The following is a 25,006-nucleotide window of genomic DNA, read 5'->3' on the forward strand; positions in this document are numbered from 1 at the left end:
GTACGACGACCTGTAAATGAGCCTTTCTTCAGCAACACCTCAAGCCAACTGGCAACCGGTCATCGCCCTCGCGCTGGCGGCCTTTGTCTTCAATACCACCGAATTTGTCCCAGTCGGCCTGCTCAGTGCCATCGGCGCCAGCTTCGACCTGCCCACCGCGCGCGTTGGCTTGATGCTCACCATTTATGCCTGGGTGGTGTCCCTGACTTCGCTGCCGGTGATGTTGCTGACCCGCAACGTCGAGCGGCGCAAGCTGTTGATCGTGCTGTTCGGCATGTTTATCGTCAGCCATATCCTTTCCAGCGTGGCCACCAGTTTTGGCCTGCTGATGGTCAGTCGCATCGGCATTGCACTGTCCCATGCGTTGTTCTGGTCCATTACCGCGTCCCTTGCGGTGCGCCTGGCGCCGGAGGGCAAGCAGGTCCAGGCGTTGGGGCTGCTGGCAACTGGCACATCATTGGCGATGGTGCTGGGTATTCCGCTGGGACGCTTGCTGGGCGAAGCCATGGGCTGGCGCACCACCTTCCTGGTGATCGCCGCGTTCGCTGCCGCCCTGGTGTTCTGGCTGGCGCGAACCTTGCCACTGCTGCCCAGCCAGAACTCGGGTTCCCTGCGCAGCCTGCCGATGCTGTTCAAGCGCCCGGCGCTGGTGGCGCTCTATGTGCTGACGGCCCTGGTGGTGACCGCCCAGTTCACCGCCTACAGCTACATTGAACCCTTCGTCGAAGGCGTCGCTGGCCTGAGTGGCAATTCAGTGACGCTGATCCTGCTGGTATTCGGCGGCGCGGGCATCATTGGCTCGCTGCTGTTCAGCCTGGTGCACCGCCTCAATCCCTACCGTTTTCTTATCGCGGCCGTGACCGTGCTCGCCTTGTGCCTGGCCTTGTTGCTGCCGTTGAGCGGCGAGGTCTCGTACCTGGTGACGCTGAGTGTGTTCTGGGGGATGGCGATCATGGCTTTCGGCCTGGCGCTGCAATCCAAGGTTCTGGTGCTGGCGCCGGATGCCACCGATGTGGCGATGGCGATGTTTTCAGGGATCTACAACATCGGCATCGGCGGCGGGGCATTGCTGGGGAGCTGGGTGGGCGTGCAGTTTGGCTTCGCCTATATCGGCTCGGTGGGGGGATTGCTGGCGGCGGTGGCGTTGGGGCTTTACTGCCTGGCGATCTACCGGTTTGGCCAGGGTATGGCTCGCTGAGTCATACGGTCTATAAAGTGCAGAAAATTTAGTGTGGGAGAGTTGGCAAGCCCGCTTGCCACAGGGAGTCCGCCAGCCATCAGACATTGTGTAGATACCTATGCCGCGATAGCGGTGGGGCAGCTACCTAGATATTGACTGATAGACCGCTATCACAGGCAAGCCAGCTCTCACATGTGACCAGTATTGGTTTGAGTTTTTGCCACCGGGATCAGCAGATCGGCAGCCATTAATCGGCCTACCAGCGCCCGTTATAGCGCAGCCAGAACACTCTCCAGCTTTTCCTGATCGCGCGCGAATTGGCGAATCCCTTCCGCCAACTTCTCCGTGGCCATCGCATCTTCATTGGACGCCCAGCGAAATTGCGCTTCGTTGAGGTGCTGGCGAGCTTCCCCGGCATTTCCCGGAACCAATAAACGCTCCAGTGGCCCCTGGTCTTCACCGAGCTTTTGCAGCAGCTCAGGGCTGATGGTCAGTCGGTCACAACCGGCCAACTGTTCGATCTGGCTCAAGGTGCGAAAGCTGGCGCCCATGACCACGGTCTGGATGTCATTGGCCTTGTAGTAGTTGTAGATGCGCGTCACTGACTGCACGCCCGGGTCTTCGGCGCCGGTGTAATCCAGGCCGGTGCTCTTGCGGTACCAGTCGTAGATGCGGCCAACGAATGGCGAGATCAGGAACACCCCAGCATCGGTGCAGGCTGCGGCCTGGGCGAAGGAGAACAGTAGGGTCAGGTTGGTCTGGATGCCGGCTTTTTCCAGGCGCTCAGCGGTGCGGATGCCTTCCCAGGTAGAGGCCAGCTTGATCAGGACGCGATCGCGGCTCACGCCAGCCTGATCGTAAAGGGCGATCAACTGGTTGGCCTTAGCCCACAGCGCCTCTTCGTCGAAGGATAGGCAGCAGGGAAGGGTTGGTGGTGGCGTCGACCGGGCGCAGGCGGGTGATGGCGTCGAGGTCGCCTGTGTCGCAGACCACGCTGGTGAACTCTTTGAGCTGTTGCAGCTTGGAAGTCATGCGAGGCTTTCTCCGTGTCGAATGGGCAATAGGGTTAGTGATTCAAGGCCAGGGCTGTTTCCAGGTCGGTGAGGATAGTAAACCGGCGACGCTCGTCACGACATGATCAGGCCACCATCGCAAACAAACCCGCTCCCACATAGGATCGACGTATCTCCCCCTCTATCCGCCGCCAGGCCGATACCCGACTAAAACCATCGGCATTTCTTGATCGCCATCAAGCAGCTTTTACCCCCTCACTTCTTATCATGGTCCCTGCCAAGCAATGAGGAAGCGACCATGTCAGAGACCTTCACCAAGGGCATGGCCAGGAATATCTACTTCGGAGGAAGCGTGTTCTTCTTCCTGATATTCCTGGCACTGACCTACCACACCGAACAAACCTTTCCCGCCCGCAGTAACCAGGACCAGCTCACCGAGTCAGTCGTTCGCGGCAAAGGTGTCTGGGAGCGCAATAACTGCGTCGGCTGCCACACCCTGCTGGGCGAGGGTGCTTACTTTGCGCCGGAGCTGGGCAATGTGTTCAACCGCCGGGGTGGTGACGAAGCGTTCAAACCCTTCCTGCACGCCTGGATGAAAATGCAACCGTTGGGCGTACCCGGGCGGCGCGCCATGCCGCAATTCAACTTGAGCGAGCAGGAGGTGGACGATATGGCCGAGTTCCTCAAATGGAGCTCGAAGATCAACACCAACGGCTGGCCGCCAAACAAGGAGGGCTGAGGAATGCGCACTGTCAATCCATATCTGAAATTCCAATCCCAGGCCGTGGCCAAACCCTATTTCGTCTTCGCGCTGATTTTGTTTCTCGGCCAGGTGCTGTTCGGTTTGATCATGGGCCTGCAATACGTGGTGGGCGACTTTCTGTTCCCGTTGATTCCCTTCAACGTGGCGCGGATGGTCCACACTAACCTGCTGATCGTCTGGCTGCTGTTCGGCTTTATGGGCGCAGCCTACTACTTGATTCCCGAGGAGGCTGACCGCGAACTGCACAGCCCGAAACTGGCAATTATCCTGTTCTGGGTGTTTGCCGCCGCCGGCGTGTTAACCATCCTCGGTTACTTGCTGGTGCCCTATGCGGCCCTGGCCAAGCTGACCCACAACGAACTGCTGCCGACCATGGGCCGCGAATTCCTGGAGCAGCCGACGATTACCAAGATGGGCATCGTTGTCGTCTGCCTGGGCTTTCTCTACAACATCGGCATGACCCTGCTCAAGGGCCGCAAGACCACCATCAGCATGGTGATGATGACCGGCCTGATCGGTCTAGCGGTGTTCTTCCTGTTCTCCTTCTACAACCCCGGCAACCTGGCGCGTGACAAGTTCTACTGGTGGTGGGTGGTGCATCTTTGGGTGGAAGGCGTGTGGGAGCTGATCATGGGCTCGATGCTGGCCTTCGTGCTGATCAAGGTCACCGGTGTCGACCGTGAAGTAGTAGAGAAATGGCTGTACGTGATTATCGCCATGGCCCTGATTACCGGGATCATTGGCACCGGTCACCACTTCTTCTGGATTGGCGCACCCGAGGTGTGGTTGTGGGTCGGTTCGATCTTCTCCGCGCTTGAACCGCTGCCGTTCCTGGCGATGGTGATGTTTGCCTTCACCATGGTCAAACAGCGTCGGCGCCAGCACCCCAATCGTGCGGCTACGTTGTGGGCCAAGGGCACTACCGTCACGGCGTTTTTCGGCGCAGGGGTCTGGGGTTTCCTGCACACCCTGGCACCGGTCAACTTCTACACCCACGGCACGCAATTGACTGCGGCCCACGGGCACCTGGCGTTCTTCGGTGCTTACGCAATGATCGTCATGACGCTGATCAGCTACGCCATGCCTCGCTTGCGTGGCCTGGGTGAAGCGCCGGACCAGCGTTCCCAGACCATCGAAATCTGGGGCTTCTGGATGATGGTCCTGTCCATGGTGATGATCACCCTGTTCCTCACCGCCGCCGGTGCAGTGCAGGTCTGGTTGCAGCGCTGGCAGGTAGACGGTGTGGCCTTGCCGTTCATGGCCACGATGGATCATCTGACTCTGTTGTTCTGGGCGCGACTGGCCAGTGGCGTGGTGTTCCTGCTGGGGCTGCTCTGCTACCTGTACAGCTTCCGTCAGCGGGGCCGGGTCAAGGTGGCGGGCGCACCGGAGCCGATTGTCTATTGATCGCTGAACGTTAATCCCCAAGAGGGCGGTCCGGCTGATACAGCGGGCCGTTTTACGTCTGGAGCACGTCACATGGCCTTTACCCTTGAGTTGGAAGAGTGGGTCGGCAGTGTCTGGCACCGCTTTATCACCCGGCACGCCAGTGCCGATTTCCCCGAAGCGCGGGTTGACCTGGTCGACCGTCAACGCAGCCTGGCCCTGTTGTTCCGCGCCCTGGGCGGCGCCAGCGGGATTACCCTGGAAGCCGCCAGCGAGCGTGATCTGTTACTGCGCCGTAACCTGTTGATGCGCATTGCCGGTACCTGCAAGCAAGCGCCGCTGGCGTCCTGCGACGGTAGTCGCCTGCGCCTGCCAGCGAGCCTGGCGGTGTTCCCTGATGCATCGCTGAACCGCGAGTTGTACCGCTGGCTGGCATTGCTGGCAGCGCAATCGGGCCCCATGACCCATTGGGCGCGAGACAATCAACGCTGGACCTGGCTGCTGCTGCAACGCTACCCGGCCATGCTCCCCAGCTACCATCGGCTGGTGGACGCGCACATTCAACTGCGTCCCGATCCGGCCAGCCTCAACCCCGGTGAAGCCGCCCTGGAAAAGGCGCTGCGCAAGGCCCTGCATGAACCCGGCAGTATCCGCGATCTGCCTCGCAGCGAGCGGGCCGCCTGGCCATTGCCCTTGTGGCTGTATCCACCCTTGCACCTCAACAGCCCCCAGGCCGGCGACCTTGAAGATGATGGCGACGACCTGGCCACCAGCCCCGGCGAACAGCAGGGCGCGCCCAAGCGCGCCACCCGCGTCGACGACAATACCCGCGACGGTGGCCTGCTGGTGGTGCGCCTGGAAAACCTGTTCAGTTGGACCGAACACGTCGACCTCGATCGCTGGTCCGACGACAGCCAGGACCCGGATGCGGCACGGGTCGCCGAAGACCTGGATCAGCTCAGCCTGTCCCGCCAGCGCGTGCGCAAGAGCGGCGGCTTGAAGCTGCATCTGGACCTGCCGCCCGCCGACGTCGATGACATTCCCTTGGGCGAAGGCATCAAGCTGCCCGAATGGGATTACCGACAGCAACGCTTGCAGGAAGGCTTCGTCAACCTGCAACTGATGCAGCCCAGGGATAGCGAACCCCAGCCATTGCCGGCGCGTTTGCTACCCCAGGCCCAGCGTTTGCGCCGCCAGTTTCAACAACTGCGCACCGACCGCCAATGGCTGCGCCAACAACCCCAGGGCTCGGAACTGGACCTGCAGGCATGGCTGGATTTTCATGTGGAGCGTCAACACGGCCCCTGTGCCGACCGTGGCCTGTTCATGGAGCAGCGCCATACCCGGCGCGACTTGGCGTGCCTGCTGCTGGCGGACGTGTCGATGTCCACCGACGCCCATTTGAACGATGAGCAAAAGGTCATCGACGTGATTCGCGACAGCCTGTTGCTGTTTGGTGAGAGCCTGTCTGGCCTGGGGGATGCGTTTGCCCTGTATGGCTTTTCTTCCCTGCGTCGGCACCAAGTGCGCCTGCAACAGCTCAAGTCATTCCAGCAGCCTTACGACGACCGCACGCGCGGCAGTATCCAGGGGCTGAAACCGGGCTACTACACTCGCATGGGCGCGGCGATTCGCCAGGCCACCCAACTGCTGGGCGGCTGCAAGCAGCGGCGCAAACTGTTGCTGATACTCACCGATGGCAAGCCCAATGACCTGGATTTGTATGAGGGCCGTTACGGCGTCGAGGACACCCGTCAGGCGGTGGTGGAAGCGCGGCGTCAGGGCTTGACTCCGTTCTGCATCACCATCGACAAACAGGCTGGGGATTACTTGCCGTACATGTTCGGCGCCCACGGCTACACCCTGATCCGTCAGCCGGAACAGTTGCCGTTGCGCTTGCCTCAACTCTATCGACAGTTAACCGAGCGTCAGTAGAAGTCCCGAGGCAGCCAGAAGAACATGACGATGCAAAACAGCGTCAGGCCCAGGCAAAACCATTGGAAACGCTTGAGTTTACGGGCCTGGACGCTGGCCTCGCAGGCGGGCAGGGCCATGGAGCAACGCTCGCACTGCTCACCGTCAACCGCATTGGGATGTTGGCAATACAGGCAGACGCGCACTGCGTTCACTCAAATTGCTCCAAGCGTGGGCGATCGAGAATGGCAATCTGCCGACCGTCCTGGGTGATGATCTTTTCATCAATCAACCGGCGAATGATCCGCGAGAAGGTTTCTGGCTGGATCGACAGGTGCCCAGCGATTAACTGCTTGGCCATGGGCAATTCGAAACTGCTGTCGACGCTGTGCAGGCGCACCAATTGCGTGAGCAGGTAGCGAACCACCCGGTGCGTGGCGTTTTTCAGCGACAGGGTTTCGATCTCGTTGACCCGCTGGTGCAGGCGCACGCACAACTTGCCCAGCAGGGCGAAGGTCAGGCGGCTGTTGCTGTGCAGCAGGCGCATGTAGGTGGCGTTGGACAGGCGATACAACTGCGTGGGGCACACCGCTTCGGCGCAGGCCACGTAGTTTGGGGTGTCCATCAGCATCATCGCTTCGGCGAAAGTATGCCGTTCGCCAATCACTTCGAAGACCTTCTCCTGGCCATCCGGGGTCAAGCGGTAGATCTTCACCGCGCCGGCAATCACGAAGTAGAACGAGTCGGCTGGTTCACCCTGGCGAAATAGCGGCTCGCCCTTGTCTATGCTCAGCAAGTGACTGGTGGACATCAACTCATCCATCTGTTCCTCGTTCAACGGCTCGAACAGGTGATGGCTGCGCAGGATCTGGTGATGGACGCGGTGCAGGACCATGGGCGCATCCTTGGGGCACGACAGGGACGGGATCATACGAGCAACAACGACAGGCCACTGGCCGCCGCCATCATCGAACCGAGGATCACGAACCAGGCCAGGGGCTGGATGACTTTTTTCATGGAAACTCCGAGAGGCAAGGTATTAACGGGATAACCGGGTAGAGCAAGAGGCGGGCCAGGGGGCGAGCCTTGTAATTGGAGGGCTGCAGCGGAACTAGGGTAAAAATGACCTTGATGTTTATGGTTTTTATAACCATTTTATGGTCATTTTTACCCTAATCAGCGTAGCCTGAACCTTAACGCGCGTAGCAGGAGCGATACCGATCAGGGTGGCCCAGCCCTTGCTACCTCATCAGGCAACGGCCCCAAGGTTAATCCCTGCGCTCTTGACCCAGCTTGATCTGCGACAAGGGCCATGCGCGGGCAATACCGGATGATCGGGCCGGCAACGAATTGAGGAGTGGCTGTATGCAAGTGCTGGATCGGCGCAAGGCAATGTCGATTACCCCGTTATTTCGTCTGGCCTTTCGGCCATTTTTCCTTGGTGGCTGCCTGTTGGCGTTGCTGGCAATCCCGTTGTGGCTGCTGGCCCTGGCCGGCACTACCGGCGCCTGGCAACCGGCGGGTGGCTGGCTGGCCTGGCACCGTCACGAGCTGTTGTTCGGCTTCGCCCTGGCGATCATCGCCGGCTTCCTGCTGACTGCCGTGCAGACCTGGACCGGTCGTCCCGGCCTGAGCGGCACGCCCCTGGGCCTGCTGGCGGCGATATGGCTGGCCGCACGGCTGGCCTGGCTGTTCAACCTGCCGTGGCCGCTGCTGGCGGTGCTGGAATTGACGTTCCCCCTGGCGGTCGCCGGGTTGATGGGCTGGACCCTGTGGCAGGTTCGGCAACAGCGCAACTACCCGATTGTGTTGGTATTGCTGTTGCTGACCCTGGCCGACGGCTTGTCCCTGTATGGCTTGCTGCGCGGCGATGAAGGCTGGCAGCGCCAGTCAGTGTTAACCGGCTTGTGGCTGGTGGCGGCGATGATGGGCTTGATCGGCGGGCGGGTGATTCCGTTTTTCACCAAGCGTGGCCTGGGTCGTACCGACGCGGTAAAACCCTGGCCCTGGCTCGATCATCTGTTGTTAATAGGCTCAGCCCTGGTAGCGCTGCTGTATGCCGTCGGGCTAGCGTCGGTTGCCAGTGTCTGGATAGGCATATTGTTCGCGCTGCTGGGTCTGGGCCACCTGCTGCGCTTGGTGCGCTGGCATGACCGGGGCCTATGGCGTGTACCGCTGCTCTGGTCATTGCACCTGGCCTATGCCTGGCTGGCGGTGGCGTGCCTGGGCATGGCGCTGTGGCATGTGGGTGTGCCGCTCAATCCCAGCCTGGCGGTGCATGCACTGACGATCGGCGCGATGGGTGGCTTGATTCTGGCGATGATCGCCCGGGTCAGCCTGGGCCATACCGGCCGCGCCCTGACGCCGCCCTCGGGCATGACCCTGGCGTTTGTGCTGCTCAACGTTGCGTGTCTGAGCCGGGTCGTGCTGGTGCTGTTCTGGCCCTACGCTGCGCTGTGGCTGGCCGGCCTGTGCTGGACCGCAGGCCTTGGCCTCTATGTATGGCGCTACGGCCCGATGCTGTGGCGCACGCGGGTTGATGGCCATCCGGGCTAGGAGATCGACAATGCTGTATTCGGGGTTACTGATTTTGCATCTGCTGGCGGCGATTGCCTTTATTGGCACGCTGTTTTTCGAAGTGTTTATCTGGCATAGCGCCCGTAAGGAACTGGCCTGGTCGGCGCAACTGACCTCGGACCAGGCCATTGCCCGGTGTTCGCGGCGGGTGCTGCACGGGGTTGTGATGCTGTTATACGGCGCCGGGATTGCAATGGCGTGGCAATACCGCGGGGTGTTGAGCTTGCCGTGGGCCAGTCATTTTGCGGCGCTGTTGAGCCTCAAGATTGTGCTGGCGGTGAGCATCATCGGGCATTACCTGCTGCTGGCTTACTGGCTGGGGCGCGATCATCTAAGCCCCGCGCGGGCGATGTGGATACGCCGCAGTATCCTGGGGCATATGCTGCTGATCGTTATCCTGGCGAAGATGATGATGCGCTGAGCGCGGGCATATTGTGGCGAGCTCGCTCGCCACGGGTGGCTCATATGCTTGGATTCAACGCCCGAACAAACAACACATCATTTTCCAGATGAATATGCTCCAGCAGGTCGCCGTGAAACACCTCGAGCCCTTGATACAAGGTGCGCCAGGTATTGCAGGCACCGGTCGGCGGCTTGATCTGGTCGGTCAGTGCCAGCAGTTGCTCCAGGGCCTGGCCATGTTGCTCATGCTCATAACGCATCACCTGAATCGGCGGCGCGGCCTGGGCCCCCATGCCCATTTTCAGCATCGGGAACAGCACCTGTTCCTCCTTGAGCATATGGCCCTCTAGTTCCTGCAGGATGTCGCGCAGCAGGTCGGCCAAACCGTTGGGGCAATGGCTGTGCTCACCGTGGACCTGTTCGACGCGGCAGGCCAGACGGATCAGTTCCGGCAGTTGCTCACGGTGGCGGGTGTGATAACGCTCCAGCAGATGCTCGATCAATTGTTCCTGGGGCAGGGTGGTCGGGTTCATCAGGCTTCCTCATGAATGTGGACTAATGAGTCCGTTATTGCATCCTCTGTGCCACCTCCAACCTATTGAAAATTAGCGCTTATTTTTTTGTGGTGGTCAGGATCACCCTGATGCTGCAGGGTAGAATCGACCACACAAGGGTAATTATGACCATGCTGCGTGAAAGTCTGTCGGCCGACCTGATTGTCGAACTGCCCAATGCCGTGCGCCTGCAACGGCTGGTGCAGACCCTGCGTGAATACTTCAACAGCGGCGCCGTCGGCCTGCTGCGCCTGGATGGCGACGACAGCCTGCGCCCGGTGGCCACCGTCGGCCTGGTCCATGAAGCCCTTGGCCGGCGTTTTGTGATCGCCCAGCATCCACGATTGGCGGCGATCATGGCGTCCCGCGAGCCCACTTGGTTTGAACCCGACAGCCGCCTGCCTGACCCCTACGACGGCCTGCTGGACACCCTGGTCGGCGAGCCGCTGCCGGTGCATGACTGCATGGGCGTGAGCCTGTTTGTCGAAGGCCGGCCCTGGGGCGCGATCACCCTCGATGCGCTGCACGCCGGCACATTCGACGCCAGTGCCCGCGACCAGCTCAAGCGCTGCACCCTGCAGATCGAAGCGGCGGTGCGGGTCACGCGCCTGGAGCAGGAAAACCGCAGCCTGCGCCTGTCTCGCAGCGACCTCGGCGAGGGCTTGCCCGACGTCGAAGACGGCGAAATCCTCGGGCAAAGCCCGATCCTGCACCAGTTGCTCAACGAACTGGATGTGCTCGCCGATTCCGACTTGCCGGTGCTGTTGCTGGGGGAAACCGGAGTGGGCAAGGAGCTGTTCGCCCGCCGCCTGCATCGGTTGTCGCGGCGCAGCCACAAGCCGCTGATCCAGGTCAATTGCGCGGCACTGCCGGAATCATTGGCCGAGAGCGAGCTGTTCGGTCACGTCAAAGGTGCCTTTTCTGGTGCCACCAGCGACCGCGCCGGACGTTTTGATGCGGCCAATGGCGGCACGTTGTTTCTCGATGAGGTCGGCGAGTTGCCCCTCAGTGTCCAGGCCAAGCTGTTGCGTACCTTGCAAAATGGCGAGATCCAGCGCCTGGGGGCCGATAAGCCGTTGCATGTGGACGTGCGCATCATCGCCGCTACCAACCGCCATCTGCCTGACAGTATCCGCAGCGGGCTGTTTCGCGCCGACCTGTACCACCGGCTCTCGGTGTACCCGGTACCGATTCCGCCGCTGCGTGAGCGCGGCCACGACGTGTTGCTGCTGGCCGGGCATTTCCTCGAGCTCAATCGTGCCCGGCTTGGCCTGCGCGGCCTGCGCCTGTCGCCGGCAGCCGAACAGGCGCTGCTCAGTTATGGCTGGCCGGGCAATGTGCGTGAGCTTGAGCATGTGATCAGCCGTGCTGCCCTCAAACAACTGAGCCGTGGTGGCAATCGCAGCGAGATCATGACCCTGGAAGCCGGCCTGCTGGACCTCGACAGCACTGCTGGAGCGCCTCAGGCCCTGGTTCAGCAGGCGCCGCCGCAAGCCTTTCAATCCCTGGGAGAGGCGGTGGACGAATGCCAGCGCCAGAAAATCCGCCAGGCCCTGGGCCTGTCCGGCGACAACTGGGCCAGTGCCGCGCGGTTGTTGGGGCTGGACTCAAGTAACCTGCACAAACTGGCCCGGCGCCTGGGGCTCAAGTAGCTTCCTGCGACCCCATGACGCAGCGCGCAGTTGATCGCGGTCAAGGTGCTGCGCACGTGGGCTGATCAGACTGCGGTGAACTTTTTGGAGGTTCGCCCCATGCCCCTTTCCCTCGCACAAATGCGCCGCAACTACACCCTGTATGGCTTGCGGGACGAGTTGGCGCAGGACGATCCCATCACCTTGTTTGGCCAGTGGCTGGAGCAGGCACGCACAACTGAAGCAGCCCCGGTGGAAGCCAACAGCATGGCCCTGGCCACGGTGGACAGCGAAGGCCGCGCCCATTGCCGAATCCTCTTGCTCAAGGGCTTCAGTGACCAGGGTTTTACCTTCTTCGGCAATTACCTGAGTGCCAAGGGCTTTGAGCTGGCGAGCAACCCCAGCGCCGCCATGACCTTCTTCTGGCCCGGCCTGGAGCGCCAGGTGCGCATCGAAGGCACGATCTCGCGCCTGGCGCCGGAGCTGTCCGATGACTACTTCCACGCCCGCCCGATGGCCAGTCAGCTAGGCGCCTGGGCCTCACCGCAAAGCCAGCCTCTGACCCATCGTACCGAGCTGGAAAGCCGCCTGAGAGAAGTGACCCAACGCTTTGCCGGGCACCAGCCGCCGCGTCCCGAGGCGTGGGGCGGCTGGTGCCTGCACCCCGAGCGGGTGGAGTTCTGGCAAGGACGCGCCGACCGCCTCCACGACCGCCTCGACTATCGCCTGCAACAAGGCGCATGGCAGCGCACGCGATTGGCACCCTGAACCCAGCGGAGGTACCTCCTTGGAGGAATAGGCCCGTACGCGGATGCAGTGCAGGCTGGTCCCATTGCTCATTTATCCCGAGATTTTGACCATGGCACATTTGACCCAACGCGACTTTGCTTCACTGAACATCGCAGTACTCACCATCAGCGATACCCGCACCGTCGACACCGACACCTCCGGGCAGACCCTGTGTGATCGGCTGCAAGGTGCAGGTCATGAACTGATCGACCGGGCCTTGGTGGTGGACGATATCTACCAGATTCGCGCGCGTATCTCACAATGGATCGCCGACCCGCAGGTGCAGGTAATCCTCACCACCGGCGGCACCGGTTTCACTGCCCGAGACAACACCCCGCAAGCGGTACTGCCGCTGCTGGACAAGCACGTCGACGGTTTTGGTGAACTGTTCCGTCAGGTTTCCCTGGCGGAGATCGGCATGTCGACCCTGCAGTCCCGCGCCCTGGCGGGTATGAGCAATGGCGTGTTGGTGTGCTGCATACCGGGTTCGCCGGGTGCCTGCCGTACGGCATGGGACAAAATCCTCTCGGGGCAATTGGACAGCCGCACCGGGCCGTGCAATTTCGCCCCGCACCTCAAAATCCAGGCACAGCAGCAGCTTGAACCCTGTGAGACGCGACCATGAGCACATCTGTGTGTGAAAGCGGTGAGTTGACCCCGGTGGACGACGCCATTGAACGGTTGTTGACCCTGGCGCCGCTGGCGCCTTCGACTCAACAAATAAAGCTGGACCAGGCGTTGGGCCGGGTATTGGCCTGCGATATTTTTTCCCCGGTGAACCTGCCGGCCTGGGACAACAGCGCCATGGACGGTTACGCCCTGTGCGCCGCTGATCTGCCGGCCGAGGGCGGCTATCTATGCCTGGCCGGGCGCATTGCCGCCGGAACGGAAGCGGCCACGGGATTGTCCAGCGGGCAAACCATGCGCATTTTTACCGGCGCGCCATTGCCGGTCGGCGCCGACACCGTGGTACCTCAAGAGCGCTGCCGAGTCTACGGCCAGCGCATCTGGTGCCCGCCGATGCGTTCCGGTGAGCATGTGCGCAAACAGGGCGAAGAGGTGCATCAGGGCCAGTTGCTGTTGGCAACCGGCAAGCGTCTGCGGGCACAGGAGTTGGGCCTGCTGGCGGCGGCTGGATTGGGCCATATCAAGGTCTACCGGCCCTTGCGGGTGTGCCTGCTGAGCAGCGGCGACGAACTGCGCGACCCCGGCGATCATCTGGCACCGGGGCAGATTTACAACAGCAATCGTTATTGTCTGGCGGCGTTGTTGAAGGGCTGGGGCGTGGAAGTGCATGACTACGGCGTCATGGCCGACGAACTGGCCGCCAGCCGCGACGCCCTGAGCCTGGCCTCATCGGAATGCGACCTGCTGCTGACCTCTGGCGGCGTTTCGGTGGGTGAGGAAGACCATCTGAAACAGGCGATCAAGGAATTGGGCCGCGTGGACTTCTGGCGCCTGGCAATCCAGCCCGGCAAACCCCTGGCCTTTGGTGACGTCGCCGGCAAACCGTGGATCGGCTTGCCAGGTAATCCGTCGGCAGCGCTGATCACCGCGTTGGTGGTGGTACGTCCGTTTCTGCTGCGGACCCAAGGGGTGACTGACGTCACGCCGCTGCCGCTGCTGTTGCCAGCCGATTTCGAGTGGACCCAACGCAACAAGCGCCGGCAATACCTGCGCGCGCGGCTGAGTCCGGGCACAGATGGCCAGGCACAGGTGACGCTGCATCCAAGGCAAAGTTCGGCCATGTTGAGCGCCGCTTGCTGGGCCGATGGCCTGGCGGTGGTGGAGCGCGAGCAGTTGATCGACAAGGGGGCGCTGGTGCGATTCATGTCCTTCGCCGAATTGATGATGTAGGAGCGAGCTTGCTCCTACATGGGCTATACGATGAATTTTTCGATGAGGAGTCACCATGCAACTGGTCTGCCCGGCAGGGAATCTGCCTGCGCTTAAAGCGGCGGTACGCCAAGGTGCCGATGCGGTGTATGTCGGTTTTCGCGACGACACCAACGCTCGGCATTTCGCCGGGCTGAACATGGACGACAAACAGTTCGACGGTGCCGTCGCTCATATCCGCGAGCACCAGCGCAAGCTGTATGTCGCGGTCAACACCTACCCGCAACCCAAGGGCTGGGAGCGATGGCAACGGGCGGTGGACCGGGCGGCGGACCATGGCGTCGACGCGCTGATTGCCGGCGACCCTGGGGTGCTCAACTACGCCAGCAAACGGCATCCGCAGATGGCCTTGCACCTGTCGGTCCAGGGTTCGGCAACCCATGCCGCCGCGTTGCAGTTCTACGCCGAGCGCTACGGTATTCGACGCGCGGTGCTGCCTCGGGTGTTGTCCCTGGCCCAGGTCAAACAAGTGGCCGCCAGCAGCTCGGTGCCCATTGAAGTGTTCGGTTTTGGCAGCCTATGCATCATGGCCGAGGGGCGTTGCCACTTGTCTTCGTACATCACCGGTGAGTCCCCCAACCTGTGTGGCGTGTGCTCGCCGGCCAAGGCCGTGCGCTGGAGCGACGATGCGGAGGGCCTGACGGCGCGCCTCAGTGAAGTGCTGATCGACCGCTACACGCCGGACGAACCCGCCGGTTATCCGACCCTGTGCAAGGGCCGCTTCATGGTGGGCGGCAAGCGCTTCCACGCCCTGGAAGAACCCACCAGCCTCGACACCCTGGACCTGTTGCCGGAACTCACCGCCATCGGCGTCCAGGCGATAAAAATCGAAGGCCGACAACGCAGCCCGGCCTACGTCGAGCAAGTCACCCGAGTCTGGCGCGCCGCGCTGGACGCCCACCGCAGCGCGCCCGCCAACTTTGTGGTCAAGGACCAGTGGCGCCAGGTGCTGGCGGGTTTATCCGAAGGCAGCCAGACCACCCTGGGCGCCTATCATCGATCGTGGCAATGAGGGCACAGACATGAAACTCAGCCTGGGACCGGTGCTGTTTTATTGGGATAAGCAACAGCTGGGGCAGTTCTACAGCGAGATGGCTGAGCTGCCTCTGGACGTGATCTACCTGGGGGAAACCGTGTGCTCCAAGCGCCGGGCATTCAACCTGGATCAATGGCTGGGCCTGGGGCGAGAGCTACAGGCCGCAGGCTCGGCGCAAATCGTGCTGTCGAGCCTGACGTTGATTGAGGCGGCTTCGGAGCTGTCGAGCCTGCGTCGCCTGTGCGACAACGGCCAGTTGCTGGTGGAAGCCAACGACATGGGCGCAGTGCAATTTCTTGCTGACCGCAAGCTGCCCTTCGTGGGCGGCCCCGCGCTCAATTTGTATAACGGCCATGCGCTGGTGCAGTTGCTGGATGCCGGCATGGTGCGTTGGGTGCCGCCAGTGGAATGCTCCCGGGACTTGATCCGCGACGTGTTGGCACAAGTCAGCGAACTGGGGCGCCCGCTGCCTGAAGTGGAAATCTTCGCCTACGGGCATTTGCCCCTGGCCTATTCGGCGCGCTGCTTCACTGCACGTGCGGAAAACCGGCCCAAGGATGACTGCCTGTTCTGCTGCATCAATTACCCGGACGGCATGGCGTTGACCAGCCAGGAAGGGCAGGCGCTGTTTACCCTCAATGGCATTCAAACCATGTCGGCAGAGGTGACCAACCTGCTGGCGGACTATCCGGGGCTGGTGAGTGGTGGTGCCGACATGCTGCGTTTGAGTCCCAGGGCCCAGGGCATGGTGGGTATCGTCGAGGCGTTTGACCAGGTACGTCAGGGCGCCACGCCGCCGCTGTTTGTCGAAGGCTGCAATGGCTATTGGCATGGCCAGGCCGGAATGTTGCGGGTTGAGGAGGTAGGCCTGTGTTGAGTCGCAAACAATGGCTGCTCAAAGGCGCCGACCGGATATTGCCGCTGATACGCAAGGTACCGTTTGCGGTGCAGCGGTTGGCGTTGCAGCAGGGTCTTAATCGTTGCCTGGCGGAGCCGTTGCGTGACGGTGGTTTTGAGCTGTTGCGCGGGCGCTGGATGTGCCTGCGCATTCCTGACCTGGGGTTGTGCTGGTACCTGACCCTGGGACACGACGGATTGCGCATTGCCGAACGGGCTGAGGCCCAGGTCACGATCAGTGGCAACTGGCGGGAGTTTTTGTTGCTGGCCAGTCGGCAGGAGGATCCGGATACGCTGTTTTTCCGGCGGCGGTTGGTGATTGAGGGGGATACGGAGTTGGGGTTGGGGCTCAAGAACCTTATCGACAGTCTGGACCCCGATGTATTGCCACCCTGGCTGTGGCGCAATCTGGAGCGGGCGGGGAAGGGGTTGGCGGCTTTGTAGCTACCTTGAAAAACACCGGTAGTTGGGCTAAAGCCGATCAGTTAACCCCACTACTGTAGGAGCGAGCTTGCTCGCGAAAAACTCGAGAGCGCCGCGGTTAACCCGCAAACCCGCGTTAGCGTTCACGACCTTCGCGAGCAAGCTCGCTCCTACAGGGGTCTGATTGGCAGTCGGCTACCAAGCCGCCATGCGCCAAAAAGCCGCACCGCCAATCCCCGGGTAGTGACCCTAACTTGATTTCAATCAAGTGCCCCCGGCCTCCTGCCACCTACCATTGATCTCACATTCCGGCCGTTGAAGTCAGTGAGTTCATGAGCAGCCTCCAACCCTCGTTATTCGGTAAAGTGGCTTCAAGCCCGGTCACCTGGCTGGTTTTCTTGGTGCTGCTCTTCACGGCCTTCGACCCCGCCCAGGCCAAACCCTACGGCGACATCGAACAACAACGCATCGAAAAGATCTTCCCCCAGGTCGACACAGTCTCCACCCCCGAAGGCAAGTTCAACGTCCGCACGCTGTCAGCCGCGGGCAAGATCATCGGCTACGTGTTCCAAAGCCTGGACGTGGTGGATATCCCGGCCTATTCCGGCAAACCCATCAACACCCAAGTCATCCTCGACCCGACAGGCACGATCCGCGATGCCTTTGTGCTGGAACACCACGAACCGATCCTGCTGATCGGCATTCCCGAAGCCAAACTCCACGATTTCACCGCCCATTACTCCGGCATCAAGGTCAACCAGCGCGTGGTGGTGGGGCGTTCCAGTGATGTGAAGGCGGTGACGGTAGATGCCATCGCCGGTGCAACGGTGACGGCCATGGTGGTCAACGAAGTGATCATGCGTGCCGCCCATGAGGTAGCCGTCTCCCTCAAGCTGATCGAAGACAAGGCCAGCACGGCGCAAAAAGTCGCCCTCATACGCACCGACAATTACGAACCCGCCACCTGGCAGCAACTGACCAGCAATGGCGCCATCCGCCGCCTCAACCTGACTCGTGGCCAGGTGGACACCGCGTTCAAGGGCACCGAAGCCGAAGGTGTCGAAGTTGCCAGCGGCGATCAGGTCGATGAGACGTTCATTGACCTGTACGTCGCTGACATCAACCCGCCGAGCATCGGCCGCAACCTGCTGGGGGATGATCAATACCGTGTGCTGATGCAAGACCTCAAGCCCGGCGAGCAGGCCATTGCTGTGTTAGGGCGCGGGCTGTTTTCCTTCAAGGGCTCGGGGTATGTGCGCGGCGGGATTTTCGATCGGGTGCAATTGCGCCAGTTTGGCAACGTCATCAGCTTCCGCGACATGGACCACCAGCGGGTCTACGACGTGTTCGCCCAAGGCATGCCTGAGTTCGACGAAATGTCGGTGTTTACCGTGCGGCCCCAAGCCGGTTTCGATCCCGGTTCGCCCTGGACCCTGGAGCTGTTGGTGCGGCGTCAGACTGGCCCGGTCAGCGGCACGTTCAGCAGTTTCGAATTGCCTTACCAGATGCCCGAGCAGTACCTGGAACGGCCACTGCCCACGGCCGCCGAGCAGGCCGCCATCGAGGAAGCCAGCCGGCCGATGTGGCTGACCATCTGGTACCAGAAGCAGTTCCAGATCCTGGTGCTCGGCGCGGCGCTGGTGCTGCTCACAGTGATCCTGTTCCTGCAGGACAGCCTGGCGCGCCGGCCCCGCTTGCTGCACTGGGTGCGCCGAGGCTACCTGGTGTTCACCGTGGTGTTTATCGGCTGGTACGCCCTGGGACAGTTGTCGGTGGTTAACGTACTGACCTTCGTCCATGCGCTGTTCCAGCAGTTTCGCTGGGAGCTGTTCCTCACCGATCCGTTGATTTTCATGCTCTGGGTGTTCACCGCCGCCAGCATCCTGCTGTGGGGCCGTGGCGTGTTTTGCGGCTGGTTGTGCCCGTTCGGCGCCTTGCAGGAGCTGATCAACGAAGCAGCGCGCAAGTTGAAGATTCGCCAATACGAGTTGCCCTTTGCTGTCCATGAACGGTTGTGGGCGATCAAGTACCTGATCCTGTTGCTGCTGTTTGGCATTTCCCTGGAGTCGATGTCCAGCGCCGAAATGTTTGCCGAAGTGGAACCCTTCAAGACCGCCATCACCCTCAAGTTCGACCGCCAGTGGTGGTTTGTGCTCTACGCCGTGGCGCTGCTGGTGATCAACATATTCACCCGCAAGGTCTATTGCCGCTACCTCTGCCCACTGGGCGCGGCGCTGGCGATTCCGAGCAAGTTCCGCTTGTTCGACTGGCTGAAACGACGCAAGGAATGTGGCGATCCCTGCCAGCTGTGCGCCAAGGAATGTGAGATCCAGGCGATCCACCCCGACGGCCATATCAACGCCAATGAATGCCACTACTGTCTCGATTGCCAGATGACCTGGCACAACGACAACAAATGCCCGCCACTGATCAACAAGCGCAAGAAACGCAACAAGGCCGCCGCCGTCGGCGCGCAGTTGATACCGGTGGTACAGGTGCCTGCGGCCGAATCTCAGTGATTGTTTTTATTCTCTCAAGGAGCATCCCATGAACGACACAGAATCGAAAAAACTAGGGCAAGCCCCAGAACCCGAAGGCCTGAGCCGGCGTGGTTTTCTCGGCACTGGTGCCATCACCGGCGCGGTACTGGCGGGCGCGACAGCGCTCGGCGGCACAGTGTTTACTCGTGAGTCCTTCGCCGCCGCGGCCAAGGAAGCCAAGTCGAAAATCCACGTCGGGCCAGGGGAGCTGGACCAGTACTACGGTTTCTGGAGCGGCGGCCATCAGGGCGAAGTGCGCGTAATGGGCGTTCCGTCGATGCGCGAGCTGATACGTATTCCGGTATTCAACGTCGACTCCGCCACCGGCTGGGGCCTGACCAACGAAAGCAAACGCATCCTGGGGGAGGGCGCCAAGTACCAGAACGGCGATTGCCACCACCCGCACCTGTCTACCACTGACGGCCAGTACGACGGCAAATACCTGTTCATCAATGACAAGGCCAACACCCGGGTCGCACGGATTCGCCTGGACATCATGAAGTGCGACAAAATTCTCACTGTGCCCAACGCCCAGGCCATTCATGGCCTGCGCCTGCAAAAGGTGCCGTACACCAAGTACGTGTTCTGCAATGCCGAGTTCATCATCCCGCACCCTAACGACGGCCACACCTTCGATTTGCAGGACAAGAACAGCTTCACCATGTTCAACGTTATCGATGCCGAGAAAATGGAGATGGCCTTCCAGGTCATCGTCGACGGCAACCTCGACAACTCCGACGCCGACTACACCGGCAAGTACGTGGCCGCCACCTGCTACAACTCGGAGAAAGCCTTCGACCTGGGCGGCATGATGCGCAACGAGCGCGACTGGGTGGTGGTGTTCAACATCCCGCGCATCGAAGCGGCGATCAAGGCTGGCAAGTTCATCAACCTCGATGGCGTCAAGGTGCCGGTGGTCGACGGTCGCAAGGGCGACGACGGCAAAGACAGCGAGTTCACCCGCTACATCCCCGTGCCGAAGAACCCCCACGGCTGCAACACTTCGCCGGACGGCAAATACTTTATCGCCAGCGGCAAGCTGTCGCCGACGTGCACCATCATCGCCATCGACAAGCTCGACGACCTGTTCAGCGACAAGATCAAGGACCCGCGCGGCGTAGTGGTCGGCGAGCCGGAACTGGGCCTGGGCCCGTTGCACACCACCTACGACGGGCGGGGTTTTGCCTACACCACGCTGTTTATCGACAGCCAGGTGGTCAAGTGGAACATCGCCGAAGCCATCCGCGCCTACGGTGGTGAGAAGGTCAACTACATCAAGCAGAAACTTGATGTGCACTACCAACCGGGCCACAACCACGCCTCGCTGACGGAAACCCGTGATGCCGACGGCCAATGGCTGGTGGTGCTCAGCAAGTTCTCCAAGGACCGCTTCCTGCCAACCGGGCCACTGCACCCGGAAAATGACCAGTTGATCGATATTTCCGGCGACGAGATGAAGCTGGTCCACGACGGCCCGGCCTTTGCCGAACCCCACGACTGCGTCATGGCCCGCCGTGACCAGATCAAGACCAAGAAAATCTGGGACCGTAACGACCCGTTCTTCGCCGAAACCGTGGCCATCGCGGCCAAGGACGGTATCAAGCTGGAGACCGACAACAAGGTTATCCGCGACGGCAAGAAAGTACGGGTGTACATGACCTCCATGGCCCCGACCTACGGCCTGACGGAGTTCACCGTCAAGCACGGCGATGAAGTCACCGTGACCATCACCAACATCGACCAGATTGAAGACGTGACCCACGGCTTTGTCATGACCAACCACGGCGTGAGCATGGAAATCAGCCCGCAGCAGACGTCATCGATCACCTTTATCGCTGATAAGCCCGGCCTGCATTGGTACTACTGCAGCTGGTTCTGCCATGCGCTGCATATGGAAATGGTCGGGCGGATGTTGGTCGAACGGGCCTGACGTTATGGCGAGGGAGCTTGCTCCCGTTGGGCTGCGCAGCAGCCCTGAAGCCTGCCGATAAGTTCAGTCTGAAAAAGTGCGGTGACCTTGCTGGGGCTGCTTCACAGCCCAACGGGAGCAAGCTCCCTCACCACAGAGGGGCACCGCTCTACAGGCGCACAAGGAAAATACTGTGGCTCGATCACGGACCCTGTTCATTGGGCTTGTATTGCTGGTGTTATGCACCAGCGCCCAAGCCTTGGTACTCCCCATCACCGACTTGCCCCTGCAAACCGACGGCGCGCAACACTGGCGCCTGCCCGCCGGTCAATACCAGGGCTCTTTCAGCATCGATCAACCCATGCAACTCACCTGCGAACCCGGCGCCACCTTCCAGGGCCAAGGCCAGGGCAATGGCTTGCTCATAAACGCCCCTGACGTCACCGTTCAAGGCTGCACCTTCCTTGACTGGGGCCACGACCTCACCGCCATGAACGCCGCCGTGTTCATCCAATCCAAGGCCCATGGCGCCCTGATCAAGAACAACCACCTGCAAGGCCCAGGCTTCGGCATTTGGGTCGATGGCACCGCCGATGTCAGCCTGATCGACAACCAGATCCAGGGTGACCCGACGATTCGCTCCCAGGACCGTGGCAACGGCATTCATTTGTACGCGGTACACGGCGCGAAGGTCATCGGCAACCAGGTACGTGACGCTCGCGATGGCATCTACATCGATACCTCCAACGGCAACCTGCTGCAAGGCAACACCCTGGAAGACCTGCGCTACGGCATTCACTACATGTTCGCCAACGACAACCAGGTACTGGGCAATATCACCCGCCGCACCCGCACCGGCTACGCCTTGATGCAGAGCCGCAAACTGACAGTGATCGGCAACCGCTCCGAGCAGGATGAGAACTACGGCATCCTGATGAACTACATCACCTATTCGACCCTGCGGGACAACTTCGTCAGCGAGGTGCGTGACGGCTCCACCGGCGACACCATGATCACCGGTGCCGAGGGCAAGGCATTGTTCATCTACAACTCGCTGTTCAACAGCATTGAGCACAACCACTTCGAACGCAGCGCTGTGGGCATTCACCTCACCGCGGGCTCTGAAGACAACCGCATTGCCGACAACGCTTTTGTCGGCAACCAGCGCCAGGTCAAATACGTGGCCACCCGTTTGCAAGAGTGGTCGGTGGAAGGTCGCGGCAACTACTGGAGCGACTACCTGGGCTGGGACCGCAACAACGATGGCCTGGGGGATGTTGCCTATGAACCCAACGACAACGTCGACCGCCTGCTGTGGCTTTACCCCCAGGTGCGACTGTTGATGAACAGCCCCGGCATCGAACTACTGCGCTGGGTGCAACGGGCGTTTCCGGTGATGAAGTCGCCGGGGGTGATGGACAGTCATCCGCTGATGAAAGACCCCACGCTTTCCCTGCTCAAGGAGCCCGCATGATGAATGTCGTCGAGATCGAAGGCGTCAGCCAGCGCTACGGGGACACCACCGTATTGCATGACTTGAACCTGAGCCTGGCGCCCGGTGAAGTACTTGGGCTGTTCGGCCATAACGGCGCCGGCAAGACCACCAGCATGAAGTTGATATTGGGCCTGTTGCAGGCCAGTGTCGGCCAGGTGCGGGTATTCGGTCGCCAGCCCAGCGACCCCCATGTGCGGCAGTTGTTGGGTTATTTGCCGGAGAACGTGACGTTTTATCCGCAGCTCAGTGGCCTGGAAACCTTGCAGCATTTTGCCCGGCTCAAGGGCGCCGCCATGGCCCAGGTCGCTACCTTGCTGGAAGACGTCGGCCTCACAGGGGCGGCTCGGCGACGGGTCAAGACCTACTCAAAAGGTATGCGCCAGCGCCTGGGGCTGGCTCAGGCGTTGCTCGGCAAACCGCGTTTGTTACTGCTGGATGAGCCCACCGTGGGCCTCGATCCGATCGCGACTCAGGATCTGTATCGCCTGCTCGACCGCCTGCGGGAGCAAGGCACCAGCATCATCCTGTGCTCCCACGTACTGCCGGGTGTCGAAGCCCATATCAACCGCGCTGCGATCCTGACCCAGGGCCGCCTGCTGGCCCTCGGCACCCTGGCGACGTTGCGCGAAGAGGCGGGGCTGCCGACGCTGATTCGCAGCAGCGGTCTGCAACGTGGGGAGCTGTTGCAAAAACGCTGGAGTGAGGCGGGCCATGTCACCCAACGCTGGGGCGTGCAAGGCCTGCAAGTGGAGGTGTTCAACGGCAACAAAGTCGAGCTGTTGCGTCAGTTGCTGGAGCAGGACAGCCCCAGCGACGTGGAAATCCATCCGCCGTCGCTGGAAGACATCTACCGCTACTACATGAACAGCGCCATGGAGCGTGCCCTATGAACCCGATCTGGAACATGGCCCGCAAGGAGTTCTGCGACGGTCTGCGCAATCGCTGGTTGTTGGCCATCAGTGTGTTGTTCGCCGTACTCGCCATCGGCATCGCCTGGCTGGGGGCTGCGGCGTCAGGGCAACTGGGTTTTACTTCGATTCCGGCGACCATCGCCAGCCTGGCCAGCCTGGCGACCTTCCTGATGCCGCTGATTGCGTTGTTGCTGGCCTATGACGCGATTGTCGGTGAGGACGAAAGCGGCACGTTGTTGCTGTTGTTGACCTATCCCCTGGGACGCGGGCATATCCTGCTGGGCAAGTTTGTCGGCCACGGCTTGATTCTGGCGCTGGCCACTTTGATTGGTTTTGGCTGCGCGATGCTTGCCATCGCCGTGCTGGTGGATGACGTCGAATTCAGCCTGCTGCTGTGGGCCTTTGGCCGCTTCATGCTGACCTCGACCTTGCTCGGCTGGGGGTTTCTCGGCATGGCCTATGTGCTCAGCAGCGTCTCGGCGGAGAAATCCACTGCGGCTGGGCTGGCGCTCGGGGTGTGGTTCTTCTTCGTTCTGGTATTCGACTTGGCGTTGCTGGCCCTGCTGGTACTGAGCGAGGGCCAGTTCAGCCCGACGCTGCTGCCCTGGTTGCTGCTGCTCAATCCGGCAGATGTTTACCGGCTGATCAATCTGTCGGGCTTTGAGTCTGGCCCGGCGTCCGTCGGCGTGATGGCCTTGGGCGGTGACCTGGCGGTGCCGGTTGCCGCGCTTTGGTTGTGCCTGGTGGCATGGGTTGCAGTGCCGCTGGCCCTGGCCTATGGGCTGTTTCGTCGGCGCGCGGCATGAGGTTTTTACTGATGGAGCAATTGAGCATGAAGAGATTTTATTCGACGCTATTGGCCGTGGTGATGGGCTTGATGCTGGCGGGCTGTGACAAGCCGGTACAAGCCACCGCCAGCGAGGGGCCAGTGGGTTTTCATCGCAGTGATGAGTGCCACGTGTGTGGCATGGTGATCAGCGATTTTCCCGGCCCCAAGGGCGAAGTGGTAGAGCAGGGCGGGGTGAAGAAATTCTGTTCTACGGCGGAAATGATCGGCTGGTGGATGCAGCCTGAAAATCATCATCAGAACGCCAAGCTGTACGTGCATGACATGGGCAAAAGTCACTGGGACACCCCAGATGACGCTCATTTGATCGATGCCAAAATTGCGTTTTATGTACTCGGCACCGGGCTCAAGGGCGCCATGGGCGTGGTATTGGCCTCGTTTGCTGATGAGGCCGCGGCGCAGAAAGTAGCGGCGGATACTGGCGGGAGGGTGTTACGGTTTGGTGATATTGATTTGGCGTTGTTGCAGCAGCCGGTGGGGATGTCCCATATGGGCCATTGAGTGGACGTTGTGTCGATGTCGATGTCGATGTCGATGTCGATGTCGATGGCTATCGCTATCGCAGCATAGGTATCGACACATCTGTTGAGGTTGCTGATGGCTGGAGGGGGGTTGTTTTAGGGGGGGGCTTGCCGTGTACATATCCGTTGCTGCGGTAACGGCTGCTGGCGGTTTCGCTCTTACAGCGACTCACTTTCGAAAAGCGCGAAAGTAAGCAAAGCGCTCCTGCCCTACCTATCGGCGCCTCGCTGTGGCTCGGCGTACCCGAACGAAGGCATTGCTCCGTGGGTCGCCGCGATGGGCCATCCCTGGCCCAGCGCGGCTAAACCGGCATCCTTGCCG

The 25,006-nt window shown here is 61.2% G+C and carries 21 protein-coding genes and 2 pseudogenes; 19 read left to right on the plus strand and 4 right to left on the minus strand.

Translation table 11 applies throughout. The annotated features are described in order from the left end of the window. The first annotated feature begins 16 nt into the window (after positions 1 to 16). Positions 17 to 1,198 carry a sugar transporter gene (locus tag FQ182_RS09135; RefSeq protein WP_149414678.1) on the plus strand — a complete coding sequence of 394 codons (1,182 nt, stop codon included), beginning with the start codon at positions 17 to 19 and terminating at the stop codon, positions 1,196 to 1,198. Between the two features lie 251 nt (positions 1,199 to 1,449). Here FQ182_RS09135 and FQ182_RS09140 read toward each other — a convergent pair. Then, positions 1,450 to 2,212 (minus strand): annotated as a pseudogene (locus tag FQ182_RS09140) (transaldolase). Positions 2,213 to 2,491: 279 nt separating this feature from the next. On the opposite strand from FQ182_RS09140, the gene FQ182_RS09145 reads away from it, so the two are divergent. The 3 genes from FQ182_RS09145 (at position 2,492) to FQ182_RS09155 (ending at position 6,277) form a co-directional block, all read left to right on the plus strand. Next, positions 2,492 to 2,932 carry a cytochrome c gene (locus FQ182_RS09145; protein ID WP_133101017.1) on the plus strand — a complete coding sequence of 147 codons (441 nt, stop codon included), beginning with the start codon at positions 2,492 to 2,494 and terminating at the stop codon, positions 2,930 to 2,932. 3 nt (positions 2,933 to 2,935) lie between these two features. Next, positions 2,936 to 4,363 (plus strand): cbb3-type cytochrome c oxidase subunit I, encoded by a 1,428-nt coding sequence (locus tag FQ182_RS09150; protein ID WP_149414679.1) that lies wholly within the window; start codon positions 2,936 to 2,938, stop codon positions 4,361 to 4,363. A gap of 72 nt (positions 4,364 to 4,435) precedes the next feature. Next, a complete protein-coding gene (locus FQ182_RS09155; RefSeq protein WP_149414680.1) occupies positions 4,436 to 6,277 on the plus strand; it encodes a nitric oxide reductase activation protein NorD in 1,842 nt (613 codons plus the stop codon). Here FQ182_RS09155 and FQ182_RS09160 read toward each other — a convergent pair. Then, positions 6,271 to 6,462: a protein DnrP gene (locus FQ182_RS09160; protein ID WP_133101228.1), complete on the minus strand. Its 192-nt coding sequence runs from the start codon at positions 6,460 to 6,462 to the stop codon at positions 6,271 to 6,273. The two genes, FQ182_RS09155 and FQ182_RS09160, sit on opposite strands and share 7 nt — an antisense overlap. A gap of 5 nt (positions 6,463 to 6,467) precedes the next feature. Beyond that, complete coding sequence (locus FQ182_RS09165) at positions 6,468 to 7,151, minus strand: Crp/Fnr family transcriptional regulator (protein ID WP_133101014.1); 684 nt, start codon at positions 7,149 to 7,151, stop codon at positions 6,468 to 6,470. 470 nt (positions 7,152 to 7,621) lie between these two features. Between FQ182_RS09165 and FQ182_RS09170 the strand changes: the two genes are divergently transcribed. Both FQ182_RS09170 and FQ182_RS09175 read left to right on the plus strand, forming a co-directional pair. Then, positions 7,622 to 8,812 carry an NnrS family protein gene (locus FQ182_RS09170; protein WP_149414681.1) on the plus strand — a complete coding sequence of 397 codons (1,191 nt, stop codon included), beginning with the start codon at positions 7,622 to 7,624 and terminating at the stop codon, positions 8,810 to 8,812. 10 nt (positions 8,813 to 8,822) lie between these two features. Then, positions 8,823 to 9,254 carry a hypothetical protein gene (locus FQ182_RS09175; RefSeq protein WP_149414682.1) on the plus strand — a complete coding sequence of 144 codons (432 nt, stop codon included), beginning with the start codon at positions 8,823 to 8,825 and terminating at the stop codon, positions 9,252 to 9,254. A 40-nt stretch (positions 9,255 to 9,294) separates the two neighbouring features. Here FQ182_RS09175 and FQ182_RS09180 read toward each other — a convergent pair. Continuing rightward, positions 9,295 to 9,750: pseudogene (locus FQ182_RS09180) on the minus strand (hemerythrin domain-containing protein); the annotation flags it as partial. A 170-nt stretch (positions 9,751 to 9,920) separates the two neighbouring features. Here FQ182_RS09180 and norR point away from each other — a divergent pair. From norR to FQ182_RS09245, 13 genes are all read left to right on the plus strand, one after another. Next, positions 9,921 to 11,441 carry a nitric oxide reductase transcriptional regulator NorR gene (gene norR / locus FQ182_RS09185; protein ID WP_149414693.1) on the plus strand — a complete coding sequence of 507 codons (1,521 nt, stop codon included), beginning with the start codon at positions 9,921 to 9,923 and terminating at the stop codon, positions 11,439 to 11,441. A 99-nt stretch (positions 11,442 to 11,540) separates the two neighbouring features. After that, the gene (gene pdxH / locus FQ182_RS09190) at positions 11,541 to 12,188 is read left to right on the plus strand and encodes a pyridoxamine 5'-phosphate oxidase (protein WP_149414684.1); all 648 of its coding nucleotides are present in this window, start codon (positions 11,541 to 11,543) and stop codon (positions 12,186 to 12,188) included. A gap of 91 nt (positions 12,189 to 12,279) precedes the next feature. Further along, on the plus strand, positions 12,280 to 12,834 hold the full coding sequence (gene moaB, locus FQ182_RS09195; protein WP_133101008.1) for a molybdenum cofactor biosynthesis protein B: 555 nt from the start codon (positions 12,280 to 12,282) through the stop codon (positions 12,832 to 12,834). Next, a complete protein-coding gene (glp, locus tag FQ182_RS09200; RefSeq protein ID WP_149414685.1) occupies positions 12,831 to 14,066 on the plus strand; it encodes a gephyrin-like molybdotransferase Glp in 1,236 nt (411 codons plus the stop codon). Before moaB ends, glp begins: the two co-directional genes overlap by 4 nt. A 55-nt stretch (positions 14,067 to 14,121) precedes the next feature. Continuing rightward, entirely contained in the window at positions 14,122 to 15,117 is a 996-nt protein-coding gene (locus FQ182_RS09205) for a peptidase U32 family protein (protein WP_149414686.1), read from the plus strand. Positions 15,118 to 15,127: 10 nt separating this feature from the next. Beyond that, positions 15,128 to 16,018, plus strand: a complete 891-nt coding sequence (locus FQ182_RS09210; protein ID WP_149414687.1) for a U32 family peptidase — start codon at positions 15,128 to 15,130, stop codon at positions 16,016 to 16,018. Next, positions 16,012 to 16,482, plus strand: coding sequence for an SCP2 domain-containing protein (locus tag FQ182_RS09215; protein ID WP_149414688.1), 471 nt, complete (start codon positions 16,012 to 16,014; stop codon positions 16,480 to 16,482). Before FQ182_RS09210 ends, FQ182_RS09215 begins: the two co-directional genes overlap by 7 nt. Before the next feature lie 311 nt (positions 16,483 to 16,793). Next, complete coding sequence (gene nosR / locus FQ182_RS09220) at positions 16,794 to 18,980, plus strand: transcriptional regulator NosR (protein ID WP_149414689.1); 2,187 nt, start codon at positions 16,794 to 16,796, stop codon at positions 18,978 to 18,980. Positions 18,981 to 19,008: 28 nt separating this feature from the next. Beyond that, positions 19,009 to 20,931 (plus strand): TAT-dependent nitrous-oxide reductase, encoded by a 1,923-nt coding sequence (gene nosZ, locus FQ182_RS09225; RefSeq protein ID WP_149414690.1) that lies wholly within the window; start codon positions 19,009 to 19,011, stop codon positions 20,929 to 20,931. A 190-nt stretch (positions 20,932 to 21,121) separates the two neighbouring features. After that, positions 21,122 to 22,384 (plus strand): nitrous oxide reductase family maturation protein NosD, encoded by a 1,263-nt coding sequence (locus FQ182_RS09230; protein WP_256666359.1) that lies wholly within the window; start codon positions 21,122 to 21,124, stop codon positions 22,382 to 22,384. After that, positions 22,384 to 23,295 carry an ABC transporter ATP-binding protein gene (locus FQ182_RS09235; protein ID WP_149414694.1) on the plus strand — a complete coding sequence of 304 codons (912 nt, stop codon included), beginning with the start codon at positions 22,384 to 22,386 and terminating at the stop codon, positions 23,293 to 23,295. The genes FQ182_RS09230 and FQ182_RS09235 overlap by 1 nt, the downstream gene beginning before the upstream one ends. Next, positions 23,292 to 24,122: an ABC transporter permease gene (locus tag FQ182_RS09240; RefSeq protein ID WP_133100999.1), complete on the plus strand. Its 831-nt coding sequence runs from the start codon at positions 23,292 to 23,294 to the stop codon at positions 24,120 to 24,122. The genes FQ182_RS09235 and FQ182_RS09240 overlap by 4 nt, the downstream gene beginning before the upstream one ends. A 26-nt stretch (positions 24,123 to 24,148) precedes the next feature. Then, a complete protein-coding gene (locus FQ182_RS09245; RefSeq protein WP_149414692.1) occupies positions 24,149 to 24,664 on the plus strand; it encodes a nitrous oxide reductase accessory protein NosL in 516 nt (171 codons plus the stop codon). Positions 24,665 to 25,006 lie beyond the last annotated feature (342 nt).

Source organism: Pseudomonas sp. ANT_H4, assembly GCF_008369295.1.
GTDB lineage: Bacteria > Pseudomonadota > Gammaproteobacteria > Pseudomonadales > Pseudomonadaceae > Aquipseudomonas.